This is a genomic window from Roseococcus sp. GW821-FHT12F05 (assembly GCF_058806835.1).
The window spans coordinates 807,421-827,365 of the sequence record NZ_JBXAQB010000001.1 but is presented as its reverse complement, the minus strand read 5'-3'; the positions used below and the strand labels follow the sequence as shown (position 1 = coordinate 827,365).

General features: G+C 71.3%; 22 protein-coding genes. 6 read left to right on the top strand and 16 right to left on the bottom strand.

Going from position 1 to position 19,945, the window contains the following annotated elements; all coding sequences use genetic code 11:
- Positions 1 to 80: 80 nt before the first annotated feature.
- Complete coding sequence (locus tag AC1ROY_RS04185) at positions 81 to 611, top strand: biliverdin-producing heme oxygenase (RefSeq protein WP_493147319.1); 531 nt, start codon at positions 81 to 83, stop codon at positions 609 to 611.
- Positions 608 to 3,151: an HWE histidine kinase domain-containing protein gene (locus AC1ROY_RS04180; protein ID WP_493147318.1), complete on the top strand. Its 2,544-nt coding sequence runs from the start codon at positions 608 to 610 to the stop codon at positions 3,149 to 3,151. The genes AC1ROY_RS04185 and AC1ROY_RS04180 overlap by 4 nt, the downstream gene beginning before the upstream one ends.
- Here the strand turns inward: AC1ROY_RS04180 and pbpC are convergent.
- Positions 3,137 to 5,047, bottom strand: coding sequence for a penicillin-binding protein 1C (pbpC, locus tag AC1ROY_RS04175; protein ID WP_493147317.1), 1,911 nt, complete (start codon positions 5,045 to 5,047; stop codon positions 3,137 to 3,139). The genes AC1ROY_RS04180 and pbpC overlap by 15 nt on opposite strands.
- A gap of 42 nt (positions 5,048 to 5,089) precedes the next feature.
- Between pbpC and AC1ROY_RS04170 the strand changes: the two genes are divergently transcribed.
- Positions 5,090 to 5,437, top strand: coding sequence for a hypothetical protein (locus tag AC1ROY_RS04170; RefSeq protein WP_493147316.1), 348 nt, complete (start codon positions 5,090 to 5,092; stop codon positions 5,435 to 5,437).
- Positions 5,438 to 5,478: 41 nt separating this feature from the next.
- Here the strand turns inward: AC1ROY_RS04170 and AC1ROY_RS04165 are convergent, their stop codons facing one another.
- Entirely contained in the window at positions 5,479 to 6,237 is a 759-nt protein-coding gene (locus AC1ROY_RS04165; protein ID WP_493147315.1) for an HpcH/HpaI aldolase family protein, read from the bottom strand.
- 157 nt (positions 6,238 to 6,394) lie between these two features.
- On the opposite strand from AC1ROY_RS04165, the gene AC1ROY_RS04160 reads away from it, so the two are divergent.
- The gene (locus AC1ROY_RS04160) at positions 6,395 to 7,789 is read left to right on the top strand and encodes an FAD-binding oxidoreductase (protein ID WP_493147314.1); all 1,395 of its coding nucleotides are present in this window, start codon (positions 6,395 to 6,397) and stop codon (positions 7,787 to 7,789) included.
- A gap of 27 nt (positions 7,790 to 7,816) precedes the next feature.
- Positions 7,817 to 8,992 carry an MFS transporter gene (locus AC1ROY_RS04155; RefSeq protein WP_493147313.1) on the top strand — a complete coding sequence of 392 codons (1,176 nt, stop codon included), beginning with the start codon at positions 7,817 to 7,819 and terminating at the stop codon, positions 8,990 to 8,992.
- A gap of 7 nt (positions 8,993 to 8,999) precedes the next feature.
- Here the strand turns inward: AC1ROY_RS04155 and AC1ROY_RS04150 are convergent, their stop codons facing one another.
- The 3 genes from AC1ROY_RS04150 to ada form a co-directional block, all read right to left on the bottom strand.
- On the bottom strand, positions 9,000 to 9,395 hold the full coding sequence (locus tag AC1ROY_RS04150) for a hypothetical protein (protein WP_493147312.1): 396 nt from the start codon (positions 9,393 to 9,395) through the stop codon (positions 9,000 to 9,002).
- An 83-nt stretch (positions 9,396 to 9,478) separates the two neighbouring features.
- A complete protein-coding gene (locus AC1ROY_RS04145) occupies positions 9,479 to 10,183 on the bottom strand; it encodes a 2OG-Fe(II) oxygenase (RefSeq protein ID WP_493147311.1) in 705 nt (234 codons plus the stop codon).
- Positions 10,180 to 11,247: a bifunctional DNA-binding transcriptional regulator/O6-methylguanine-DNA methyltransferase Ada gene (ada, locus tag AC1ROY_RS04140; RefSeq protein WP_493147310.1), complete on the bottom strand. Its 1,068-nt coding sequence runs from the start codon at positions 11,245 to 11,247 to the stop codon at positions 10,180 to 10,182. The genes AC1ROY_RS04145 and ada overlap by 4 nt, the downstream gene beginning before the upstream one ends.
- Positions 11,248 to 11,463: 216 nt before the next feature.
- Here ada and AC1ROY_RS04135 point away from each other — a divergent pair, with 216 nt between their 5' ends.
- Positions 11,464 to 12,657: an MFS transporter gene (locus tag AC1ROY_RS04135; RefSeq protein ID WP_493147309.1), complete on the top strand. Its 1,194-nt coding sequence runs from the start codon at positions 11,464 to 11,466 to the stop codon at positions 12,655 to 12,657.
- A gap of 68 nt (positions 12,658 to 12,725) precedes the next feature.
- Here AC1ROY_RS04135 and AC1ROY_RS04130 read toward each other — a convergent pair whose 3' ends face one another.
- From AC1ROY_RS04130 to hisB, 11 genes are all read right to left on the bottom strand, one after another.
- Entirely contained in the window at positions 12,726 to 13,544 is an 819-nt protein-coding gene (locus tag AC1ROY_RS04130) for a carbon-nitrogen hydrolase family protein (protein ID WP_493147308.1), read from the bottom strand.
- A gap of 23 nt (positions 13,545 to 13,567) precedes the next feature.
- Positions 13,568 to 14,419, bottom strand: a complete 852-nt coding sequence (locus AC1ROY_RS04125; RefSeq protein ID WP_493147307.1) for a SirB1 family protein — start codon at positions 14,417 to 14,419, stop codon at positions 13,568 to 13,570.
- Positions 14,420 to 14,430: 11 nt separating this feature from the next.
- On the bottom strand, positions 14,431 to 14,811 hold the full coding sequence (locus AC1ROY_RS04120; RefSeq protein WP_493147306.1) for a histidine triad nucleotide-binding protein: 381 nt from the start codon (positions 14,809 to 14,811) through the stop codon (positions 14,431 to 14,433).
- 212 nt (positions 14,812 to 15,023) lie between these two features.
- A complete protein-coding gene (locus AC1ROY_RS04115) occupies positions 15,024 to 15,551 on the bottom strand; it encodes a phosphoribosyl-ATP diphosphatase (RefSeq protein WP_493147305.1) in 528 nt (175 codons plus the stop codon).
- Complete coding sequence (hisF, locus tag AC1ROY_RS04110; protein WP_493147304.1) at positions 15,552 to 16,322, bottom strand: imidazole glycerol phosphate synthase subunit HisF; 771 nt, start codon at positions 16,320 to 16,322, stop codon at positions 15,552 to 15,554.
- Positions 16,323 to 16,459: 137 nt separating this feature from the next.
- Positions 16,460 to 16,909: a GNAT family N-acetyltransferase gene (locus AC1ROY_RS04105; protein ID WP_493147303.1), complete on the bottom strand. Its 450-nt coding sequence runs from the start codon at positions 16,907 to 16,909 to the stop codon at positions 16,460 to 16,462.
- On the bottom strand, positions 16,906 to 17,643 hold the full coding sequence (gene hisA / locus AC1ROY_RS04100) for a 1-(5-phosphoribosyl)-5-[(5-phosphoribosylamino)methylideneamino]imidazole-4-carboxamide isomerase (RefSeq protein ID WP_493147302.1): 738 nt from the start codon (positions 17,641 to 17,643) through the stop codon (positions 16,906 to 16,908). The genes AC1ROY_RS04105 and hisA overlap by 4 nt, the downstream gene beginning before the upstream one ends.
- A gap of 16 nt (positions 17,644 to 17,659) precedes the next feature.
- Positions 17,660 to 18,253 carry a GNAT family N-acetyltransferase gene (locus tag AC1ROY_RS04095; protein WP_493147301.1) on the bottom strand — a complete coding sequence of 198 codons (594 nt, stop codon included), beginning with the start codon at positions 18,251 to 18,253 and terminating at the stop codon, positions 17,660 to 17,662.
- Complete coding sequence (gene hisH / locus AC1ROY_RS04090) at positions 18,250 to 18,909, bottom strand: imidazole glycerol phosphate synthase subunit HisH (protein ID WP_493147300.1); 660 nt, start codon at positions 18,907 to 18,909, stop codon at positions 18,250 to 18,252. The genes AC1ROY_RS04095 and hisH overlap by 4 nt, the downstream gene beginning before the upstream one ends.
- Positions 18,909 to 19,295, bottom strand: coding sequence for a DUF2628 domain-containing protein (locus tag AC1ROY_RS04085; RefSeq protein WP_493147299.1), 387 nt, complete (start codon positions 19,293 to 19,295; stop codon positions 18,909 to 18,911). Before AC1ROY_RS04085 ends, hisH begins: the two co-directional genes overlap by 1 nt.
- Positions 19,295 to 19,906, bottom strand: a complete 612-nt coding sequence (gene hisB, locus AC1ROY_RS04080; protein WP_493147298.1) for an imidazoleglycerol-phosphate dehydratase HisB — start codon at positions 19,904 to 19,906, stop codon at positions 19,295 to 19,297. Before hisB ends, AC1ROY_RS04085 begins: the two co-directional genes overlap by 1 nt.
- Positions 19,907 to 19,945: the final 39 nt, after the last annotated feature.

The following is a 19,945-nucleotide window of genomic DNA, read 5'->3' as shown; positions in this document are numbered from 1 at the left end:
GCTTCGCGGTGTTTCAAGTGACTTTCTTATCTGCCGACGCGGCGATCCCGTCGCTCCATGCCGCTGAGCCGCCACGGGCGATGACCGTCGGGTCCGTACCGGTTTCGACCCGCGCCGCCCTGCGCGAAGCCATCGGGCCGCTGCATGCGGCGGTCGAGAGGCAATTCGCCGGCCTGGACCTCGGGAAGGTCGCCGATTACGGCCGCTTCCTGACCATCCATGCCGAGGCGATCCCCGCGATGGAGGCCGCGCTGGACCGGGCCGGCATCGAGATCGCCCTGCCCGACTGGACGCGCCGCCGTCGCACGGAAAGCCTGGCCGCCGACCTGGCCGCCCTAGGCCTTCCGTTCCCGAAGACCCGCGCCGTCGCGATCGCGCCGGGCGACGAGGTCATGGGCGCGGCCTATGTGCTGGAGGGCTCCCGCCTCGGCACCGCCATGCTGCTGAAGGCGATCCCGGCGAAGCTGCCCGTCGCCTTCCTGTCGCACGGCCGGGGGGAGCACCTCTTCCGCAGCTTCCTCCCGCGGCTCGACGCGGTGGAGGACATTCGGGCGGCCATCGCCGGCGCCCGCCGCGCCTTCGGCCTCTTCCTGGCGGAACGCGCCGCATGAGCCTCAATTACGGCGAGGCGATCGACCTCACCAATTGCGATCGCGAGCCCATCCACCGCCTCGGCCATATCCAGCCCTTCGGCTTCCTGCTGGCGGCCGATGCGGATGGGGTGGTGCGCAACGTCTCCAGGAACATCGAGGCCTTCGTGGGCGTGCCCACGCAGGTCTCGCTGGGCCGCAACCTGCGCGACCTCATCGCGCCGGAGACTTTCGCCGCCATCCACGAGCGCACGGACGACCTGACGGAGCTGCCCGTCGCCGAGCGCTTCTTCGGCGTGCCGCTGCAGGAGGGCGGGCCGCTCTTCGACCTGGCCGTCCACATGGCCGACAGCTGGCTGATCGTGGAGGCTGAGCGCAGCATTCCCGCCGGCAATTTCGATCCCACGGCGGATGTGCGCTTCCTCATGGCGCATTTCGACCAGGCGGTGGGGTTCCTGCCCTTCTGCCAGCTCGCTGCGGAACGGCTGCAGGCGCTGCTGGGCTACGATCGCGTGATGGTCTACCGCTTCGACGAGGATGCCTCGGGCGAGGTGATCGCCGAGGCGGCGCGGGAGGGCATCGGCCGCTTCCTCGGGCAGCGCTATCCGGCGGCCGACATCCCGCAGCAGGCGCGCATCCTCTACCTGAAGAACTGGCTGCGCATCATCGCCGACGTGGACGCGAAGCCCGTGCCCATCCAGGGCGACGGCAACGACGCGCAGTCCATCGGGCTCGACCTGTCGCTGAGCACGCTGCGCGCCGTCTCCCCCGTGCATCTCGAATACCTGCGCAACATGGGCGTCAGCGCCTCGCTCTCCATCTCGATCGTCGTGCAGGGGCGGCTCTGGGGCCTCTTCGCCTGCCATCACTATGCGCCGCGCATCGTGGACTTCCGGCGCCGTTCGGCGGCGGAGCTCTTCGGCCGGATGTTTTCCCTGTTGCTCGACAGCCGGGAGCGCCGCGAGGAGGCCGAGCACGAGGCCCATGCGCGCACGGTGCATGACCGCGTCATGGCCCGCATCGCCGGGCGGGAGGACGCGGCCCAGGGCATCCAGGATCTGCTGCCCGAGATCGCCGACACCATCCCCTCCGACGGCGTGGCGCTGGTCATCGCCGGCGAGGTGACGCTCCGCGGCCACACGCCCACGCGCGACGAGCTGGAAGATCTCCTGACGGTGCTGCGGCGGAGCACCGGAACGGCCATGCAGGCCGTGGAGTCCATCGCCGCCTTTCATCCGCCCGCCGTGGCATGGTCGGAGCGCGCGACGGGCATGCTGGTGGTGCCGCTCTCACAGGCGCCGCGCGACTATCTGATCTACTTCCGCCGCGAATATGCCCGCACGGTGATCTGGGGCGGCGAGCCGCAGAAGATCGAGAAGGTGGGCCCGCTGGGTGCGCGCCTCACGCCGCGCGCCAGCTTCGAGGCCTGGAAGGAGGTCGTGCGCGGCCGTTGCGCGCCCTGGACGCCGCTGGAGCGCCGCATCGCCGAGGGCCTCCAGGTCGGCCTGCTCGACGTGATCCTGCGCCTCGCCGAGGCCGCGAACGAGCAGCGGCGCGCGGCCGCCGAGCGCCAGAAGCTGCTGATCGCCGAGCTGAACCACCGTGTCCGCAACATCCTCGCCCTCATCTCGGGGCTGGTGAAGCAGACCGACGGCGCGGCGGGACACCTGACCGCGCAGCTCGAGGGCCGCATCGAATCCCTGGCGCGCGCGCATGACCAGATCACGCGCGACAACTGGGGCCCGGCGCCGCTGCGCGGGCTGCTCCTGGCGGAGACGGAGACCTATGCGCGGCAGCGGCCCGACCGCGTGCGGCTGAGCGGCCCGGAGGCGCTGATCACCCCGCTCGCCTTCTCGACGCTCGCGCTGGTGGTGCACGAGCTCGTGACGAACTCGGCCAAATATGGGGCCTTCAGCGCCGAGAACGGCCGGGTGGAGATCGCCTGGCACCTCGGCCCGTCCGGCGAGCTGGTGATGAACTGGAGCGAGCATGGCGGGCCAGCCGTGCAGGCGCCGCAGCGGCGCGGCTTCGGCAGCAGCTTCATAGAGCAGTCGGTGCCCTTCGACCTGAACGGCGAGGCGAGGATCACCTATGCCGTGGGCGGCCTGCGCGCGCATTTCTCGATTCCCGCGCTTCATGTCCATGCGGGGAGCTCGGTGCCGGAGCCGGCGGTGCCGGCCCCGGCGCCGGAGGAGGAGGCGCCCCGCGAGGTGCACAGCGCGCTGGTGGTGGAGGACAACCTCATCATCGCCATGGACGTCCAGAACATGCTCACGCAGCTCGGCGTGCCCAAGGTCGATATCGCGGGCCGTGCCTCGGATGCGCTGCAGGCGATCGCGGCCGCCCCGCCGGATTTCGCCGTGCTCGACCTCAATCTGGGCCGCGAGAGCAGCATTCCCGTCGCGGAGGAGCTGGAGCGCCGCGGCATCCGCTTCGTCTTCGCCACGGGCTACGGCGAGGATGCCGACATGCTCGGCCGCTTCGCGGGCCGGCCGGTGATGCAGAAGCCCTATACGCGCGAGAGCCTGCGGCCCTTCCTCCTGGGCTCAGCGGACCCGTAGCTCCGTTCCCGCCGCCGCGCCTTCCGCGTCCAGCACCGTGATCCGGTAGAATCCCGGCCCCGGCGGAAGCCAGGCGACCTCGCGCCGCGCCGGATCGGTCGGTAGCGGCGCGCCGTCGACCAGGAAGGTCAGGGGGCGCTGGCCGCCGGCGGCCCGCAGCACCACGCGCCCGGCCTCGGGCAGCACGGCGCGCGGCGGCGGGAAGAGCAGGCGCAGCGCGTCCGTCGTCGGCGCGGAGGCCGCGACAGGGAGCGCGCGCTGCGGTGCCGGCGGGCGGGGCGCCGCGGGCAGCCGCTCGAAGACCTGGGCCAGCAGCGGCAGCGCGAGCCTTGCGCCGGTCGCGCCTGGCATGGGCGTGCCGTCGGGCCGGCCGATCCAGACGCCCACGACATGCTGCCGGTCCATCCCGAAGGACCAGGCGTCGCGGCCGGCCCAGCTCGTCCCGGTCTTCCAGGCGATGCCGGCGGGGCCACCGCCGGGGAAGGGCTGCACGAGGATCGACGCGGCCAGCGCCGCCGCGCGCGGCTCCACCACGGATTGCCCCGCGCCCGCTGCGCGCCCGCCGTCGCCAAGCATGGCATAGAGCCCGACCATCTCGCGCAGCGTCACGCCGACGCCGCCCAGCGCCAGGGGCAGCGAGGGCTCGGCGCCCGTCGGCAGCCGCGGCAGCACGCCGGCGGCCTTCATCGCGCTGGCCAGCCGCAGCGGCCCGAGCTCGTTGAGCAGCGCGACGGCGGGCTGGTTGAGGCTCTGGCGCAGCGCGTCGGCGATGCGCAGACGGCCCTGGAAGGCGCGGTCGAAATTCTCCGGCGCGTAATCGCCGAAGCGGCGCGGCAGGTCCTCCAGCACCGTGTCGGGCGTGACGGTGCCGGCCTCGAAGGCGAGCGCGTAGATCAGCGGCTTCAGCGTCGAGCCCGGCGAGCGGATGGCGCGCGAAAGATCCAGCGCACCGGCCCGTGCGGGGTTCATCCAGTCGCCGCCGACCAGGGCGCGCATCTCGCGCGAGCGCAGGTCGCTGACCTCGATGGCGAGCGAGACGCGCTCCGGCAGCCGTTGCAGCGCCTCGCGCGCCACGGTCTCGACGGCGCGCTGGAGGTCGAGATCGATGGTGGTCGGACCCTCCCGCACCTGCCGGGCCAGATGCGGCGCGAGGCGCGGCAGGTTCCGACGTTGCACCGGCACCTCGCCGGCCAGCGCGATCTCGGCGCTGCTTGCGACATCGGGCGCGCGGGCGTGCAGCACGGCGTCGCGCGCCTGTCGCGCGGCCTCGGGATGGCGGTCGGGCCGCAGCGCCTCGGGCCGTCGCGCCAGTGCTACGAGCAGTGCGCTTTCAGCCGCATCCAGTGCGTTGGGCGCGCGGCCGAACCAGGCGAGCGAGCCCGCGCGCAGCCCCTCCAGGTTGCCGCCCTGCGGCGCGAGGGTCAGCCAGATCTCCAACACGCCGCGCTTGCCGTATCGCCATTCGAGCTGCAGCGCGCGCGTGATCTCGATGGCCTTGCTGCGGAGGTTGCGCGGCCGCGGTTCCAGCAGGCGGGCGGCCTGCATGGAAAGCGTCGATCCGCCGGAGACCACGCGGCCCGCGCGGACCCACTGCACGGCGGCACGGGCCAGCGCGATGGGGTCGACGCCGGGATGGTCGTGGAAGCGCCGGTCCTCGGCGGCGATCAGCAGTGCCAGGAGATGCGGCGGCACGTCCTCGGGCCGGGTGCGGAGGCGCCAGATGCCGCCGGCGGCGGGCAGGACGGAGAGGGTGCGGCCGTCGCGTGCGGTCACCTCGCGGGCGAGGTTCTCGAAGCGGGCCATGGGAGGCGGCAGGGCGCGGTCGAGCGCCCAGGCGCCGCCCAGCAGCGCGAGCACCGCCGAAACCAGGATCGCAGCCCACCGCATGCGGCGCATTCTGGACCTCTTTGGGCGGCTTTGTCGCTACAAGGGGAGCGCATGGAACCGACGTCCGAACCGGAGAAGATCGACGCGACCTTCCGCAACGGCTCGCTCACGGCCGTCGGGATCATCCTCGGCTTTTCCCTGAGCTTCCTGAGCCATTGGGCTTCCAACCCGATGGGCTGGAGCGCCATCGACATCCTGCCGGTGACGCCGCTCGCCACGGGCATCGGCCTGCAGGTGAAGGCCCTGGCCGACCTGCTCCGCCGGGACTCGCTCCTCGCCACGCGCTACGAGCGCGCGATGCGGTTCTTCCTGTTTGGATTGCTGCTGGTGGCGCTGGGCATCGCCCTGGCCCTGGCGAACGACATCCTGGGGTTCAGCCGCCAGAAGATGTTCAGCTGAAGAGGCCGGCCCGCGGGTTCTTCGCGGGCCGGCCATCCCGATCAGGCCTTGGCGATCTTCACGGCTTCCGTCGCCGCCTTCACCATCAGCCCGACCTCGTTGGCGATGGTCACGAGCTTGAAGCCCTTCTTGATCATCTTGTTCGCGTATTCGGGCGTGCCGTTGTGCAGGCCCGCCGCGATGCCGCGCTTCGAGGTCTCGGCCAGCAGCTTGTCGTAGATGCCGAGGATGAACGGGTCCTCCACGTCCAGCTTCGGCTCGAGGCCGTAGGAGAAGGACAGATCCGATGGGCCGACATAGATGCCGTCGATGCCGGGAACGTCGAGGATCGCCTCGATGTTCTCGATCGCCTGCTTCGTCTCGATCATCGGGATCACGAGGATCTCGTCGTTCGCCGTCTTCTGGTAGCCGCCCGAGGAGCCGTAGGCGCCGGCGCGGATCGGGCCGTTCGAGCGCGTGCCCGCCGGCGGATACTTGCTGTACTGCACGAGCGCGCGGGCTTCCTCGACGGTGTTCACCATCGGGCAGATCACGCCATAGGCGCCGGCGTCGAGCACCTTGCCGATGATGCCGGGCTCGTTCCACGGCACGCGCACCATGGGCGTCACGCCGGAGGGCTGCATGCCCTGGAAGCAGGCCACGCAGGAAATGTAGTCCTGCACGCCATGCTGCATGTCGACCGTCACGCTGTCCCAGCCGGCCTTGCTGTACATCTCCGCAGAGAAGGCATTGGGGATGGCGAGCCACCCGTTCACCACGGCCTTGCCGGCCTTCCACGCTTCCTTGACCTTGTTCGCCACCGCATGTTCCTCCTTCGCGATAGGGGGAACGCTAGGAGCGGGGCAGGAAGGCGTCAACGCGCTCCGTCGCGAAATACTGGGCGCTTAGCTTCGCTTAGCGGCTCTCGCTTTGATCCGCGTGGCACGCGTGTTACGCCTCCGCGCGTAAGGACAAGCCATGAACGACATTTCGCCCAATCCGGCCGCTGCCGTCATCGCCGCTGCGCGCGCCCTCCTAGGCGACCGGCTGACGACCAATGATGCGATCCGCCAGCAGCACAGCCGCGGCGAGGACACCACGACGCCGACCATGCCCGATGCGGTGGCCTTCGTGGAGACGACGGCCGAAGTGGTCGAGATCGTGAAGCTCTGCCACCAGCACGGCGTGGCGATCACGCCCTTCGGCGCCGGCACCTCGCTGGAGGGTCATGTGAATCCGGTGCGCGCCGGAATCTCGCTCGACCTCAGCCGCATGACCGCGGTGCTGGAGGTGAATTCCGAGGACATGGACTGCCTGATCGAGCCGGGCGTGACGCGCCAGCAGCTCAATGAATACCTGCGCGACCAGGGGCTGTTCTTCCCCGTCGATCCCGGCTCGGTCTGCACCATCGGCGGCATGTGCGCGACGCGCGCGAGCGGCACCAACGCCGTGCGCTACGGCACCATCCGGGAAAACGTGCTGGGCCTCGAGGTCGTGCTGGCCGACGGCCGCGTGATCCAGACCGGCGGGCGCACGCGCAAGGCGGCGAACGGCTACGACCTCACGCGGCTCTTCATCGGCAGCGAGGGCACGCTCGGCATCATCACCAAGATCCGGCTGCGGCTGCACGGGATTCCCGAGGCGATGACCTCGGCGGTCTGCCAGTTCCCGACGCTGGAGGCCGCGGTGAACAGTGTCATCACCACCATGCAGGCCGGCGTGCCCGTCGCGCGCATCGAGCTGCTGGACGAGGTGCAGATGGCCGCCTGCATCAGCTACTCCAAGCTGGAGGGCTACAAGCCGGTTCCGACGCTCTTCCTGGAGTTCCACGGCACCGAGGCCGGCGTGGTGGAGCAGGCGGAGATGGTCGAGGGCATCACTTCCGAATACGGCGCCGAGGGCTTTGCCTGGGCGCGCGACGCGGAGAGCCGCAACAAGCTCTGGAAGGCCCGGCACGACGCCTACTGGGCCTGCATCGCGGCGCAGCCGGGCTCGCGCGGGATCGCGACCGATGTCTGCGTGCCGATCTCGCGGCTGGCGGACGCACTGCTCGGCTGCAAGCGCGACATCGAGGAATCCGGGCTGATGGCGCCGATCGTCGGCCATGTCGGCGACGGGAATTTCCACACCGTGATCCTCGTCGAGGACGGCAATCCACAGGCGCTGGAGCGCGCCTGGGAGCTGGACAAGAAGATCGTGAAGCGCGCGCTGGACCTCGGCGGGACATGCAGCGGCGAGCACGGCATCGGCCTCGGCAAGCGCGAGTTCCTGGAGGCCGAGCATGGCGCGGAAGCCATGGCCGTCATGCGCTCGCTGAAGGTTGCGATGGACCCCAAGGGCATCCTCAATCCGGGCAAGATCTTCCGGAACTGAATCCGGAGTTCACGCGGCCAGGATTGAATGAACCCAGTGGCGCTGCCGCTGCTCGCGCTCACGCTCGGGCACATGTTCTCCAATGCCGTCCGCACCCTGCCGGCCGTCGCGGGAGATGTGCTGGCGCGGGACCTCGCCATCACGCCCGAGGCGCTGGCCGGCATCACCGGCGCCTTCCCGGCCGCCTTCGCCGCGGCGATGATCCCCGTGGGCGTCGCGCTGGACCGCTGGGGCGTGAAGCCGGTGGCGCTGGCGCTGCTTGCGATCGCGGCGGTGGGCACGGTGATCGCGGCCATGGCGCCCTCGGCGCCGACCATGCTGCTCGCGCAGATCGTCCTCGGGATCGGCTGCTCGGGGATGATGATGTGTCCGATGACCTATGCCGCCCGTGCCGTCCCGCAGGAGCGCTTCTCCGTCTGGGCCGGGCTGGTCCAGAGCGTGGGCAATTCGGGAATGATCCTGTCCGCCTCGCCGCTGGCCTGGCTGGTCGAGGTCTCGGGCTGGCGCGCGGGCTTCCTCGCGTGTCTCGGCATCGTGGCGATCGGCGTGGTCGCGGTCTCGCTGACGGTGAGGCATGACCGGCCGGTGCCGGAGCCCGGCCGCACCGCCTGGGGCGATGCGAAGGAGGTGATGCGCGTCGCCGTCTCGCCGCGCCTGCGCGGGCTGATGGCGCTGGCCTTCGTCTCCTTCGGGGCGGTGCTGGGCGTGCGCGGGCTGTGGGGCGGACCCTGGCTCATGGAGATCAAGGGCATGGGGCGCGTGCCGGCGGGCAACCTGCTGCTGGGCGTGACCTTCGCGCTGGTGGTCGGCCCGGCCTTCGCGGGCTGGGTGGTGAGCCGCGTGGGGCACCTGCGGCTGCTGCTGGTCGGAGGGCACCTGCTGGCGGCGGCGCTGATCGTGGTGCTGGTGGCGGGCGGGCCGCTCGGCTTCCCCGCCTGGGCGGACGGGCTGATCCTGACCGGCTTCGGCCTCGCCATCGCCTTCCAGATCCTGTGCTTCGCCCTGCTGCGCAGCCTGGTGAAGCCGGAGGAGGCGGGGCGGGCGCTCTCGGCCCAGAACATCTTCTTCTTCGGCGGCGCCGCAGTGCTGCAGGGCATCAGCGGCATCTCCGCGGGCTTTGGCGGCGTCGCGGCCGCGCTGCTGACCTTCGCGGCGGCGCTGGTGATCGCCTGCGGGCTGTTCCTGCGCTGGCAGCGCGCCTGATCGCGCGTCAGCGCGCGCAGGTCACCTGGGTATAGTGCGGCACGCCTTCGTCGAGATCGGTCGGGCTCAGGGGATCGCGGCCGCCGGGATCGTCGAGCGTCTGCTGGCCCAGACGGAGGGTCACGGGCTGCCAGGGCGGCAGGAGGGCCACCGTGCCGCCGTTCTGCAGGCTCTGGGCGTCCAGATGGTAGAAGCGGACCCTGTAGAGGATGCCCTCGTTCGTGCGGTTCTGCAGCCGGACATAGAACACCATCGTGATGCGCGACCCGTAGCCGCTTTGCGGCGTGCCGTAATAGGCGCTGGCGACGATGCGGTCGTCGCAATACGTGGCGAGCTGGGCCTGCGCGCCGGTGGCGGCCGTCATCGCGGCGCCGACCAGCGCCCATCGCGTGAAGTTGGACATGCTGGCCTTCCGATCGGGATCTCTGGCGCGGAGATGCCGGAGGATAGCGGGAAGCCCCGCCCTTGCAGAACGGCAAACACCGCTCAGGCGGCGTCGTGCAGGATGATGCCGAGGGTGTGGCGCCGGCCTTCGCGCAGCCGGCTCACGCCGTGGCGCATGTTCACCCGATAGGTGCCGCGCGAGCCCCGCACCGGCCGGTGGTGCACGGCGAAGATCACCGCCTCGCCCTGTCGCAGCGGGACCACGTTCGCGCGCGACTGCATGCGCGGCCGCTGCTCGGTCAGCACGAACTCGCCGCCGGAGAAGTCGCTGATGGGATCGGAGAGGAGGAAGGCGGCCTGGAGCGGGAAGACGTGCTCGCCGTAGAGGTCCTGGTGCAGGCAGTTGTAGTCGCCGGCGACGTAGCGCAGCAGCAGCGGCGTGGGCCGCGCCTGGCCGGCCGCGTGGCAGCGCGCGAGGAATTCGGCGTGCTCTGCCGGGAAGCGCGTGGCGATGCCCATCGTCTCGTTCCAGCGGTTGGCGATGGGCGCCAGCGCGGCATAGAGCGCGCCGCGCAGCCCGGTGACGACAGGCGGCAGCGGGTTGCGGAAATACTGGTACTCGCCGCTGCCGTAGCCGTGCCGGGCCATGATCACCCTGCTGCGGAATAGGCCTTCCTCGTCGTAGAGCGCGGTCAGCCCCGCGCATTCCGCGGCGGAGAGCAGCGGGCCGGTGGTCGCCGCGCCCTCCGCATCCAGCTCCTTTGCGATGCGCGCCCAGTCGAGCGCGGCAACCCTGGTCTCGATCACGCCACGCCCTCGCGGGCCAGCAGTGCCTGCTTCCGCTCGATGCCCCAGCGGTAGCCGGCCAGCGCTCCACCCTTGCGGATGACGCGGTGGCAGGGGATCGCCACCGCGATCTCGTTGCTGGCGCAGGCTGTCGCCACCGCGCGCACGGCGGCAGGGCTGCCGATGCGCTCGGCGAGCTCGCCATAGGTGAGCGTCGTCCCGGCGGGGATGTCGCGCAGCGCCTTCCAGACGCGCTGCTGGAACGCTGTGCCGCTGATGTCGAGCGGCAGGGAGATCGCCTCCGACGGCCGCTCGACGAGACCCACCACGCGCGCCACCAGCTTCTCGAACTCCGCGTCGCCGCCGATGAGCCGGGCCTTGGGGAAACGGTCCTGCAGCGCATCGAGCAGCATCTGGGGGTCGTCGCCGAACTGGATGGCGCAGATGCCCTTCTCGGTTGCCGCCACCAGCACCGCCCCCAGCGAGCATTGCCCGAGGGCGAAGCGGATCTCCGCGTCGCGGCCACCCTGCTTCCAATCGCCCGGCTTCATGCCGAGCAGTGCGCCGGCCTGTTCGTAGAAGCGGCCGTTGGAGCCGAAGCCGGCGCCATGGAAGGCCTCGGTGACGCTCTCGCCGCCGTCCAGCCGCTCCTTCAGCCGTTCGGCGCGGCGGGCGGCGGCGTAGTCGCGCGGCGTCACGCCGGTCGCCTCCTTGAAGACGCGGTGGAAGTGGTAGCGGCTCATGCCCACGGCCTCGGCGAGAGTGTCCAGCGAGGGCATCTCCTCGGCCGCCTCGATGCGCCGGCAGGCCTCGGCGACGGCCGCCGCCTTGCTCTCCGCGCGGCTGGGGCCGTTGGGGCGGCAGCGCTTGCAGGCCCGGTAGCCGGCACGCTCCGCCGCCTCGCAGGTGAGGTGGAAGGAGACGTTCTCCCGCCGCGCCGGACGCGCCGCGCAGGAGGGGCGGCAATACACGCCGGTGGTCAGCACCGAATAGAAAAAGTGGCCGTCCGCGCCGGCGTCGCGGGCCTGCACGGCCTGCCAGCGCTGGGCTTCGGTCTCGTAGGGTGTTCCCGTGTCGAGGGGCATGGCGATGATCCTTCAGCTGTGCGGCCGATGGAGGCCGCGTCCTGGGGCATCAGATGCCACCGGGGGACGCCGGCCACGCTCCGCCGCTTGCTGCGCAATTCGAAATGGGGCTTTCGCCGCCCGCGGTCCAGCATCATCGATTCCGGAGCAACATCCGGAGCGCGGCACGGCCGGGAGCGACGCCACAGACGGGGCATCGCTCCCGGAGAACCCGATATGCCCTCCCCCTTCCCCTCTTTGCTCGGCGGCGCCGCCGGCACCCACGCCGCGGATCAGGTCGCCATGGCCGCCCTGCCGCTGACCGTGGTCATCGGCCTGGGCGCCGGCGCCGAGATGGTCGGCCTGCTGCTGGCCGTGCAGGCCGCCGCCTGGCTGCTCTGCTCCATGCCGGCCGGCGTGCTGGTGGATCGCGCGCCGCGCCGCACGGCGCTGCTGCTGGCGGCCGGGCTGAACGTGGCCGGACTGGGCCTCGCCTTCGCCGGAGCACGGGCGGAGCTGCTGCCGCTGCTCGGCCTGGGCGTCTTCACGGCATCGGCGGGCGTCGTGCTCTATGTGCTGGCGGCCGGCTCGGCCGTGCCGGACCTGGTGGCGCGCGAGGCCATGCCGCGGGCCAATGCCCGGCTCGAGCTCTGCCGCGCCGTGGTGACGCTGCTCGCCGCGCCCGTGGTGGGCGGGCTGGCCGCGATCGGCTGGCTCGACGCCGCCTATGGGCTGGCGACGGTCCTCGCCGCGCTGGGCCTCGCCGCCCTGGCCCGGCTGCCGCGCCAGGCCGCCGCGCCGCGGGCCGACCGGCCGGCCCTCATCGCACAGCTGCGCGAGGGCGCGGGCTTCGTGCTGGCCCAGCCGCTGCTGCGCGGCATCGGCCTCTGCGCGCTCTTCTGGAACATGGGTTTCTTCGCGCTGATGGCGGGTTTCGTGCCCTTCGCGCTGGGCGTCCTGGCGCTGGACCCGGGCCGCGTCGGGCTGGTGCAGGGCGGCTACGGTGCCGGGCTGCTGGCGGGCGCGGCGCTGGCGCCCTGGGCCATGCGGCGGCTCGGGCCGAACGCGGTGCTGGTGATCGGGCCGGGCGTCTCGATGCTGGCACCGGTGCTGCTGGCCCTGGCGCCGGCGCACGGCCTCGCGCTGCCGATGGCGGCGCAGTTCCTGGTCGGCTTCGGGCCGATGATGTGGCTGGTCTGCCAGGTCAGCATCCGCCAGGCAGTCACGCCGCGCGCCATGCTGGGCCGCGTGGGCGCGACCCTGCAGGTGGCGATCTACGGCGTGCGGCCGGTGGGCGCGCTGCTGGGCGGCTGGCTGGCCGGGATGAGCCCGGCCTGGGGCATCGCGCTGGCCGGCGCGCTCTTCCTGGCCTCCACGGCGGCGGTGCTGATGTCGAAGCTGGTGGGCCTCCGGGCGATCCCGGCGGCGTGAGGCCCGAGCCTTTGCTTGTCGCGGGATTCAGACCTCCTGGCGCCTGCGCGCCTTCAGTCATCCTGCTTTCAGTCCGCGTCGGTCTCGCGCGTGATGGCGCCGTAGAGGTCGGGCCGGCGGTCGCGCCGGTTCGGATAGGCGGTGCGCGCCTCCCGGACCGCCGCGCGATCGATCTCCGCGACCAGAAGCGTCTCGTTCTCCGTGTCGGCCGAGGCCAGCAGCCGGCCGTCCGGGCCGGCGATCAGGCTGCCGCCCGGAAACACCCACTCATGCTCGGGCCCGACCTTGTTGGCCGCGATCAGGAAGCAGCCGTTCTCGAAGGCGCGCGTGCGCAGCACCTCCTGGAACATGTTCTGCCGGCTGGTCGCATAGGGCGCGATCAGCAGCTCCGCGCCGTTGGAGGCGAGGCAGCGGGCAGTCTCGGGAAAGCCCATGTCGTAGCAGATGCCGATTCCCAGCCTCCACGCGCCGAAGCGGTAGGTGTCGAAGCGGCTGCCGTGGCGGAAGTAGATCTTCTCCAGGCTCTTCACCGCGGAGGGATGCACCTTGCGGTACTTGTGGTGGATCTCGCCGTCGGCGCCGACATGCATCGCCGTATCGTAGTAGAGCCCTAGCTCGGCTTCCTCGTAGATGGTGGCGACGACCGCGATCCCGTGGCGGACCGCGCTCTCGCGGATCGCCGACATGGTGGGTCCGGAATCGCTCTCGGCGAGGGCGTGGTGGGCGGAATCCCAATGCTGCGCGAAGTAGAAGTTGTTGAAGAACTCGGGCAGGACGACGAGCTCGGCACCGTCAGCGGCCGCCTGGGCCACATAGTCGCAGGCCTTCCTCACATTGGCGGCGACGTCGTCGCCGCTGTTCATCTGGACGGAAGCTACGCGCATCATGGCCTGCCTTGCCTTGGATTTCGTCAATTCAACCGGTTGCGCAGGGCTTCCACGAGGCTGCGGATCCGCGCGGCCTCGTCGCCCCGCGGCTCGATCTCCAGCGCCTTGTCGAGGCTCTGCAAGGCCGCCCCGATCCGTTCCAGCTTGTGCTCGATCATGCCGGCCTCGCGCCACAGGCCGGCATGAACAGGCGCCAGCCGCAGCATGTCGCGCGTGCAGTCCAGCGCGCCCTCCAGGTCCTTCGCCTGGAGCCGCCGCAGCTTGATGTTGTTCTGCAGCCGCAACAGCACGTCGCGCTTAGTCATCGGCGCCAGCGAGCCCGGCCGCAGCTCCGCATGGTCCCCCTCGCTGAGCTTCAGCAGCCGCCGCAGGTCCGGCGCCTGGAGATGCGTGCCGCCGTCGAAGACGTCCAGGATGAGCTGGCCCCGCCCATGCTCCAGCGCCAGCAGGAAATGCCCCGGCGCGTTCACGCCATGCGCGCCCCAGCCGGCCGCCTCCGCCGCGTGCAGCCACAGCACGCCCAGCGCCACCGGCAGCCCGCGCCGCCGCTCCAGCACGTGGATCAGGTTGGCGTTGGCCATGTCGTCATAGGTCTCGGAATCGCCGAGCAGGCCGCATTCCTCGTGCAGCAGCCGCACCAGTACCAGCCGCCGCCGCTCCGGATCGCCGCGGTCCGCCGCCTCGTCGGCCGAGGCCAGGTCCACCGCTCGCCGCGCGATGGCGGTGAGCTGCGCGGCCGTGGCGCGCCAGTCGGCCTCGGGCGCGTCGATGCGCGCGAACTGCAGGGCGACCGCACCGATGTCGAGCTCGTCGTCCGGAAGCTGCCCGGCGGCGTCGAGCGCGGCGCGTGCCTCATCCTGTGGGGTGGAGGTCATGGGATGAGACACTAGCCCGGCGGCACCATCCGGCCCAGCCGCCTTCCGCCGAAGATGTGGACGTGGAAGTGCGGCACCTCCTGCCCCCCGTCGACGCCCATGTTGCTGAGCAGCCGATGGCCGGTGGCGTCGAGCCCGAGATCGCGCGCCACCTTTCCCACGGCCCGCCAGAAGCCGGCGATTCCGGCGTCGGAGGCCGTCGCGTGGAAATCGGCGGCGCTGACGTACTCGCCCTTGGGGATCACCAGCACATGCACGGGCGTGAGCGGGTTGATGTCGTGGAAGGCAAGCGCGAACTCGTCCTCATGGACCCGCTTGCAGGGAATCTCCCCGCGCAGGATGCGCGCGAAGACGTTTTGCGGATCGTAGGGCGGCAGGCCGTTGGTGGACATGGTGTCGTGATCCCCGAAGCTTTCGCCGCAGGATGCCACGCGCCGCGGCGAAGGTCAGCCGGCGCGCCGTTCAGGAACTCGCGAGCTTACCGGGAATCCGGCCGCGACTGCGGCCGGCGCCGCCCAACCGAGCTGCCAACCTGGCGCTCCAGCGGCGCGGCGAAGCCAAGGCCGCGGGCGCCCAGCGCCTGAGAGTGGGAAAAATCCACCAATCAGGGCAGCTTGCTGGTCTGGGCGATGGCCATCAGCGCCTTGGGCCGCGGCCGCGACGCCTTCTCCACGATGCCGGAGATGCCCTCGCGCCGGCGCAGCTCGGCCCAGACCTCGCCGGGCTGGATGCCGGCATCCACCAGCAGCACCATCAGGTGGTAGAGCACGTCGGCGGACTCGGCGATCGTGGCGACGCGGTTGCGGGCCACGGCCTCGATCACCAGCTCGACCGCCTCCTCGCCCAGCTTCTGCGCGACCTTGGGCGTGCCGCGCGCGATCAGCCGGGCGGAATGCGAGTTCTGGGCGTTCGAGGCCCGGCGGGATTCGATCGTGTCCCACAGCCGGTCGAGCACCGCGGCGTCACCGGAATCGGGGAGCTCCAGCGGCTTCAGATGGGCGGTCTCGGCGCGCAGGACGGCCTTGCGGATGCGGGCGTCGGCCACCGGGATATTCGCCGGCACCGGCAGCTTCGTCGCCTTCACCGGCTTGATCGTCTTCGTGGAAACCTTCTTCTTCGTCGCCTTGGCCATTCACGCCATCTCCCGCACGCGGCGGACCGGTAGTCCCGCCGCGGCCAATGCGTCCTTCGCCTGCTGGATGCGAAAGACCCCGTCATGAAACACGCTTGCCGCGAGGAGCCCGGTCGCGCCGGCCTGCGCTCCCTCGACGAAATGCTGCAGCGTGCCGACGCCGCCCGAGGCGACCACCGGCACGCGGACTGCCGATACGACGCGCCGGAGCAGCTCGAGGTCGAATCCCTGCTTGGTGCCGTCGCGGTCCATGGAGGTGAGCAGGATCTCGCCGGCGCCGAGCTCCGCCATGCGGCGCGCCCAGTCCACGGCGTCGATCCCGGTCCCATGGCGGCCGCCATGGGTGAAGACCTCCCACTGCCCCTCGGCGACGCGCTTGGCGTCCACCGCCACCACGATGCACTGGCTGCCGAAGGCCTCGGCGGCGCGGGCGACGAGCTCCGGCTCGGCGACGGCGGCGCTGTTGATGCTGGCCTTGTCGGCGCCAGCGAGGAGCAGCCGGCGGATGTCCTCCACGCTGCGGACCCCGCCGCCGACCGTCAGCGGGATGAAGACCTCGGCCGCGGTGCGGGACACCACGTCATACATGGTGTCGCGGTTCTCGTGCGTCGCGCCGATGTCGAGGAAGGTGACCTCGTCGGCGCCCTGGGCGTCATAGGCGCGGGCCTGCTCGACGGGATCGCCGGCATCGCGGAGGGCGACGAAATTCACGCCCTTGACGACACGGCCATCCTTCACGTCCAGGCAGGGAATGATGCGCAGCGCCAGCATCAGTGGATGAATTCCGAAGAACATCCAGGCGCGCCCATGCGCCTGGGGACCGGCGAATGGGGATTTTTTGTGACGAGGTCAAGGGAAGCTTTCGAGTCGCTTTCGCGAAGATCGAATTGAGACGTTTCCGTGTCAGGTCAGGGTCGGCGAATCTGGAAGAAGGTCTTGCCGCCGCGCTCGAATCCCGCGCCTTCGTAGAAGCGAAGCGTGCCTTCCTGCTTCGAGCCCGTCGCCAGCATCACCTTGTAGCAGCCGGTCGCCCAGGCGTGGTCCAGCGCGGCGGCGAGGACGGCGTGGCCCAGCCCCTTCCGGCGATGGTCGGCATGGGTCACGACATTCTCGATCAGCGCATAGGGCCGGGCGCCGCGCGAGATGTTCGGCACGACCACCAGCGTGCAGGAGGCGGCGAGCTGGCCATCGATCTCGGCCACCAGCACCGTGGTCAGCCCCGAGTTGAGCAGGCTGTCCCAGGCAGGCTCGGCCTTGTCCGGGTCGGCCGGCGGATCCTCGGCGTTGAGGTGGCGGTAGAGCTCCTGGATTCCGGCCAGGTCGTCTGCGCGCGCCGGACGGAGGACCGCCTCGCTCACTCGGCGGCCGCCAGCGCCAGCGCCTCGGCGGGGTCGATCCGCCCGTCATAAAGGGCGCGGCCGAGGATGGAGCCCTCGATGCCATCCTCCCGCGCTGCCTTCAGCGCCACCAGGTCGTCCAGCGAGGCGACGCCGCCCGAGGCGATGACCGGCGTCATCAGCGCCTGCGCCAGCTCGCGCGTCGCCTCGACGTTTACGCCGCCGAGCATGCCGTCGCGGTCGATGTCGGTGTAGATGATGGCGGCCGCGCCGGCATCCTCGAAGCGCAGCGCGAGATCGCGCGCGGGCAGGGTGCTGGTCTCGGCCCAGCCCTCAGTCGCGACCATGCCGCCGCGGGCGTCGATGCCGACGACGATGCGCCCCGGATGCGCGCGGCAGGCCTCGCGCACGAAGACGGGGTCCTTCACGGCGGCGGAGCCGAGGATGACGCGGGTGATGCCGCCCTCCAGCCAGGCCTCGACCGTCGCCATGTTGCGGATGCCGCCGCCGAGCTGCACCGGCAGCGAGGCGGCGGCGAGGATGCGCGCCACGGCCTCGGCATTGGCGGGATGGCCGGCGAAGGCGCCGTCCAGGTCCACCACGTGGAGCCAGCGGAATCCCTGGGCGGCGAAGGCGCGGGCCTGCTCGCCGGGGTCCTCTGCATAGACGGTGGCCTGCGCCATGTCGCCGCGCTTCAGGCGCACGACCTGGCCCTGCTTCAGGTCGATGGCGGGGTAGAGGGTGAAGCCGGCCAAGTCAGTTGCCCCCAAGTCAATTGCCCTTGATCTCGCCGAGCGCCTCGGCGCTGCTGCGGCCGTGCGGGATCTCGATGACGCGGTAATAGTAGTACCCCGCGACCGTCTCGCCGTTCACCCGGGCGTAGACGGGGTGGGTGCCCCAGCGCACGTAGCCCAGCCCCTCGAAGAGCGCGATGGCGGTGGTTTGCGAGGCGCGGACGTCGAGGTTCAGCACGCGGATGCCCAGGCCGGCCGCGCGCTCCTCGATCTTGCGGATGAGCAGCCGCGCCAGGCCGAAGCCGCGCGCATAGGGCGCGATGAAGGCGTGGGTCAGGGTCGCGGAGAAACCCTGCGCCTCGTTGTTGCGCGGCGGGCGGACCATCTGGGCGCTGCCCACCACCTCGCCGTCCAGGCGGGCGATGAAGAGCTCGCGCTCGGGCACCAGCAGGACGCCGCGGAAATGGCGCTCCAGCGCCGTGCGGCTCTGCGCCTCGATCCAGCCGAAGCCGCCGCCCTCCACGATGGCGGCATTGGTCGCCTCGCAGAGGTCCGCGAGGTCGTGCGGGTCGAGCTGGTCCGCCACGCGCTCGATGGCGAGCTGGTGCACCACGGAGGGATCGGTGGTCATGCCGCGTCCACCCCGGGCGTCCAGTACAGGAAGTTACGGACGATCCGCAGACCGACATCGGCGCTCTTCTCGACATGGAACTGCGTGCCGACCACGTTGCCGCGGCCGAGGATGGCCGGGACCGGGCCGCCGTAATCCGTGGTGGCGAGCAGGTCGGACGGCTCGCCGCCGCGCCAGGCGTAGGAATGGACGAAATAGGCGCTGTCGCCGGGGACGAGGCCGTCCAGGATCGGATGCGAGCCCGGGACGAAGTCGAGCGTGTTCCAGCCCATCTGCGGCAGCGGCAGGGCGTGGCCCTCGGCGTCATGCGGGTCCATCTCGGCGACCTCGCCGGGCAGCCAGGCGAGGCCGGGGGTGACGCCGTGCTCCAGCCCGCGCTCGGCCAGCAGCTGCAGGCCCACGCAGATTCCGAGGAAGGGCTTCTTCCGCACCTGCACCTGCTCGTAGAGCGCGGCGACCATGCCCTCCAGCGCGTCGAGGCCGGCGCGGCAGGCGGCGAAGGCGCCCTGGCCGGGGAGGACGATGCGGTCCGCCTCGATCAGCGCCTGGGGCTCGCGGACGATCTCCACGGCGATGGGTCCGTCCGAGGCGCGCTCCAGCGCGCGGCGCACGGAGGCGAGATTGCCCGAGCCGGGGTCAATGAGCGCCACCCGCATCAGCGGCCACTCACCCGCGCGGCGAAGATGCGCAGCAGCACGTGATCGGCCGAGGTGGCGCGGAGCAGGGCGCCGTCCTCGTCGCGGCCGAGCACGATATGGCTCGTCGGCATGTCGCGGCGCTCCAGCGTCCAGCGGCGCAGGTCATGGCCGTGGAAACCGAGGAGCAGCGCCAGCGCGACGGGCAGGGCCACGTCGAAGGGCGCCGGCGCCTGGCTCGCCAGCGCGAAGGCGACGAGCGCGAGCACCCCGGCCAGCCAGCAGCGGTGCCGGAACAGCCAGAGCGGCCCGAAGAGGAAGGCCCAGAAGCTGAAGCCCTCGGGGATCAGCACCGCCGGCTGGCGCTGGATGCCCGGCGGCGGCAGGTGGATGGTCCAGCTCCGCATCAGCCCTCCAGGACGCCCTTGGTCGAGGGAATGGCGCCGGCAGTGCGCGGGTCCATCTCGACCGCCATGCGCAGCGCGCGGGCGAAGCCCTTGAAGCAGGCCTCGGCGATGTGGTGCGCGTTGGTGCCGGCCTTCATGGTGATGTGGCAGGTCAGGCCCGCATTCATCACGAGGGCCCGGAAGAATTCCTCGAAGAGCTCGGTGTCCATCTCGCCGACCTTGTCGCGCGGGAAGGTGACGCTCCAGGCGAGGAAGGGGCGGCCGGAGATGTCGATGGCGCATTCGGCCAGCGCCTCGTCCATGGGCATCAGACACTGGCCGAAGCGGGCGATGCCGCGCTTCTCGCCCAGCGCGGATTTCAGCGCCTGGCCGAGCACGATGCCGCAATCCTCGGCCGTGTGATGGAAGTCGATGTGGAGGTCGCCCTTCGCGCTCAGCTCCAGGTCCAGCAGCGCGTGGCGCGTGAGCGCATGCAGCATGTGGTCGAGGAAGCCGATGCCCGTCGTGATGGCGGCCTTCCCCGTGCCGTCCAGGAGGAGGCGCGCATGGATGTCGGTCTCGGCGGTCCGGCGGGCGATCTCGGCGCGGCGGGGGGGGGCGGCGGTCTCCATGGGCGCTCCTCTAATCCCCCCCGGGGCGGAAGGCCAGCG

What these genes read in the sequence shown, in the direction of transcription:
- AC1ROY_RS04185 (WP_493147319.1), top strand. Translation starts at nt 81, where the DNA reads ATGACCGTCGGGTCCGTACCGGTTTCGACCCGCGCCGCCCTGCGCGAA.
- AC1ROY_RS04150 (WP_493147312.1), bottom strand. Translation starts at nt 9,395, where the DNA reads ATGTCCAACTTCACGCGATGGGCGCTGGTCGGCGCCGCGATGACGGCC.
- AC1ROY_RS04115 (WP_493147305.1), bottom strand. Translation starts at nt 15,551, where the DNA reads ATGGCCAAGGCGACGAAGAAGAAGGTTTCCACGAAGACGATCAAGCCG.
- pbpC (WP_493147317.1), bottom strand. Translation starts at nt 5,047, where the DNA reads ATGCGCCGCATGCGGTGGGCTGCGATCCTGGTTTCGGCGGTGCTCGCG.
- AC1ROY_RS04125 (WP_493147307.1), bottom strand. Translation starts at nt 14,419, where the DNA reads ATGACCTCCACCCCACAGGATGAGGCACGCGCCGCGCTCGACGCCGCC.
- hisH (WP_493147300.1), bottom strand. Translation starts at nt 18,909, where the DNA reads ATGCGGGTGGCGCTCATTGACCCCGGCTCGGGCAATCTCGCCTCCGTG.
- AC1ROY_RS04180 (WP_493147318.1), top strand. Translation starts at nt 608, where the DNA reads ATGAGCCTCAATTACGGCGAGGCGATCGACCTCACCAATTGCGATCGC.
- AC1ROY_RS04170 (WP_493147316.1), top strand. Translation starts at nt 5,090, where the DNA reads ATGGAACCGACGTCCGAACCGGAGAAGATCGACGCGACCTTCCGCAAC.
- AC1ROY_RS04160 (WP_493147314.1), top strand. Translation starts at nt 6,395, where the DNA reads ATGAACGACATTTCGCCCAATCCGGCCGCTGCCGTCATCGCCGCTGCG.
- hisB (WP_493147298.1), bottom strand. Translation starts at nt 19,906, where the DNA reads ATGGAGACCGCCGCCCCCCCCCGCCGCGCCGAGATCGCCCGCCGGACC.
- ada (WP_493147310.1), bottom strand. Translation starts at nt 11,247, where the DNA reads ATGCCCCTCGACACGGGAACACCCTACGAGACCGAAGCCCAGCGCTGG.
- AC1ROY_RS04135 (WP_493147309.1), top strand. Translation starts at nt 11,464, where the DNA reads ATGCCCTCCCCCTTCCCCTCTTTGCTCGGCGGCGCCGCCGGCACCCAC.
- AC1ROY_RS04085 (WP_493147299.1), bottom strand. Translation starts at nt 19,295, where the DNA reads ATGCGGAGCTGGACCATCCACCTGCCGCCGCCGGGCATCCAGCGCCAG.
- hisF (WP_493147304.1), bottom strand. Translation starts at nt 16,322, where the DNA reads ATGCTGGCGCTGCGCATCATTCCCTGCCTGGACGTGAAGGATGGCCGT.
- AC1ROY_RS04155 (WP_493147313.1), top strand. Translation starts at nt 7,817, where the DNA reads ATGAACCCAGTGGCGCTGCCGCTGCTCGCGCTCACGCTCGGGCACATG.
- AC1ROY_RS04095 (WP_493147301.1), bottom strand. Translation starts at nt 18,253, where the DNA reads ATGACCACCGATCCCTCCGTGGTGCACCAGCTCGCCATCGAGCGCGTG.
- AC1ROY_RS04130 (WP_493147308.1), bottom strand. Translation starts at nt 13,544, where the DNA reads ATGATGCGCGTAGCTTCCGTCCAGATGAACAGCGGCGACGACGTCGCC.
- AC1ROY_RS04120 (WP_493147306.1), bottom strand. Translation starts at nt 14,811, where the DNA reads ATGTCCACCAACGGCCTGCCGCCCTACGATCCGCAAAACGTCTTCGCG.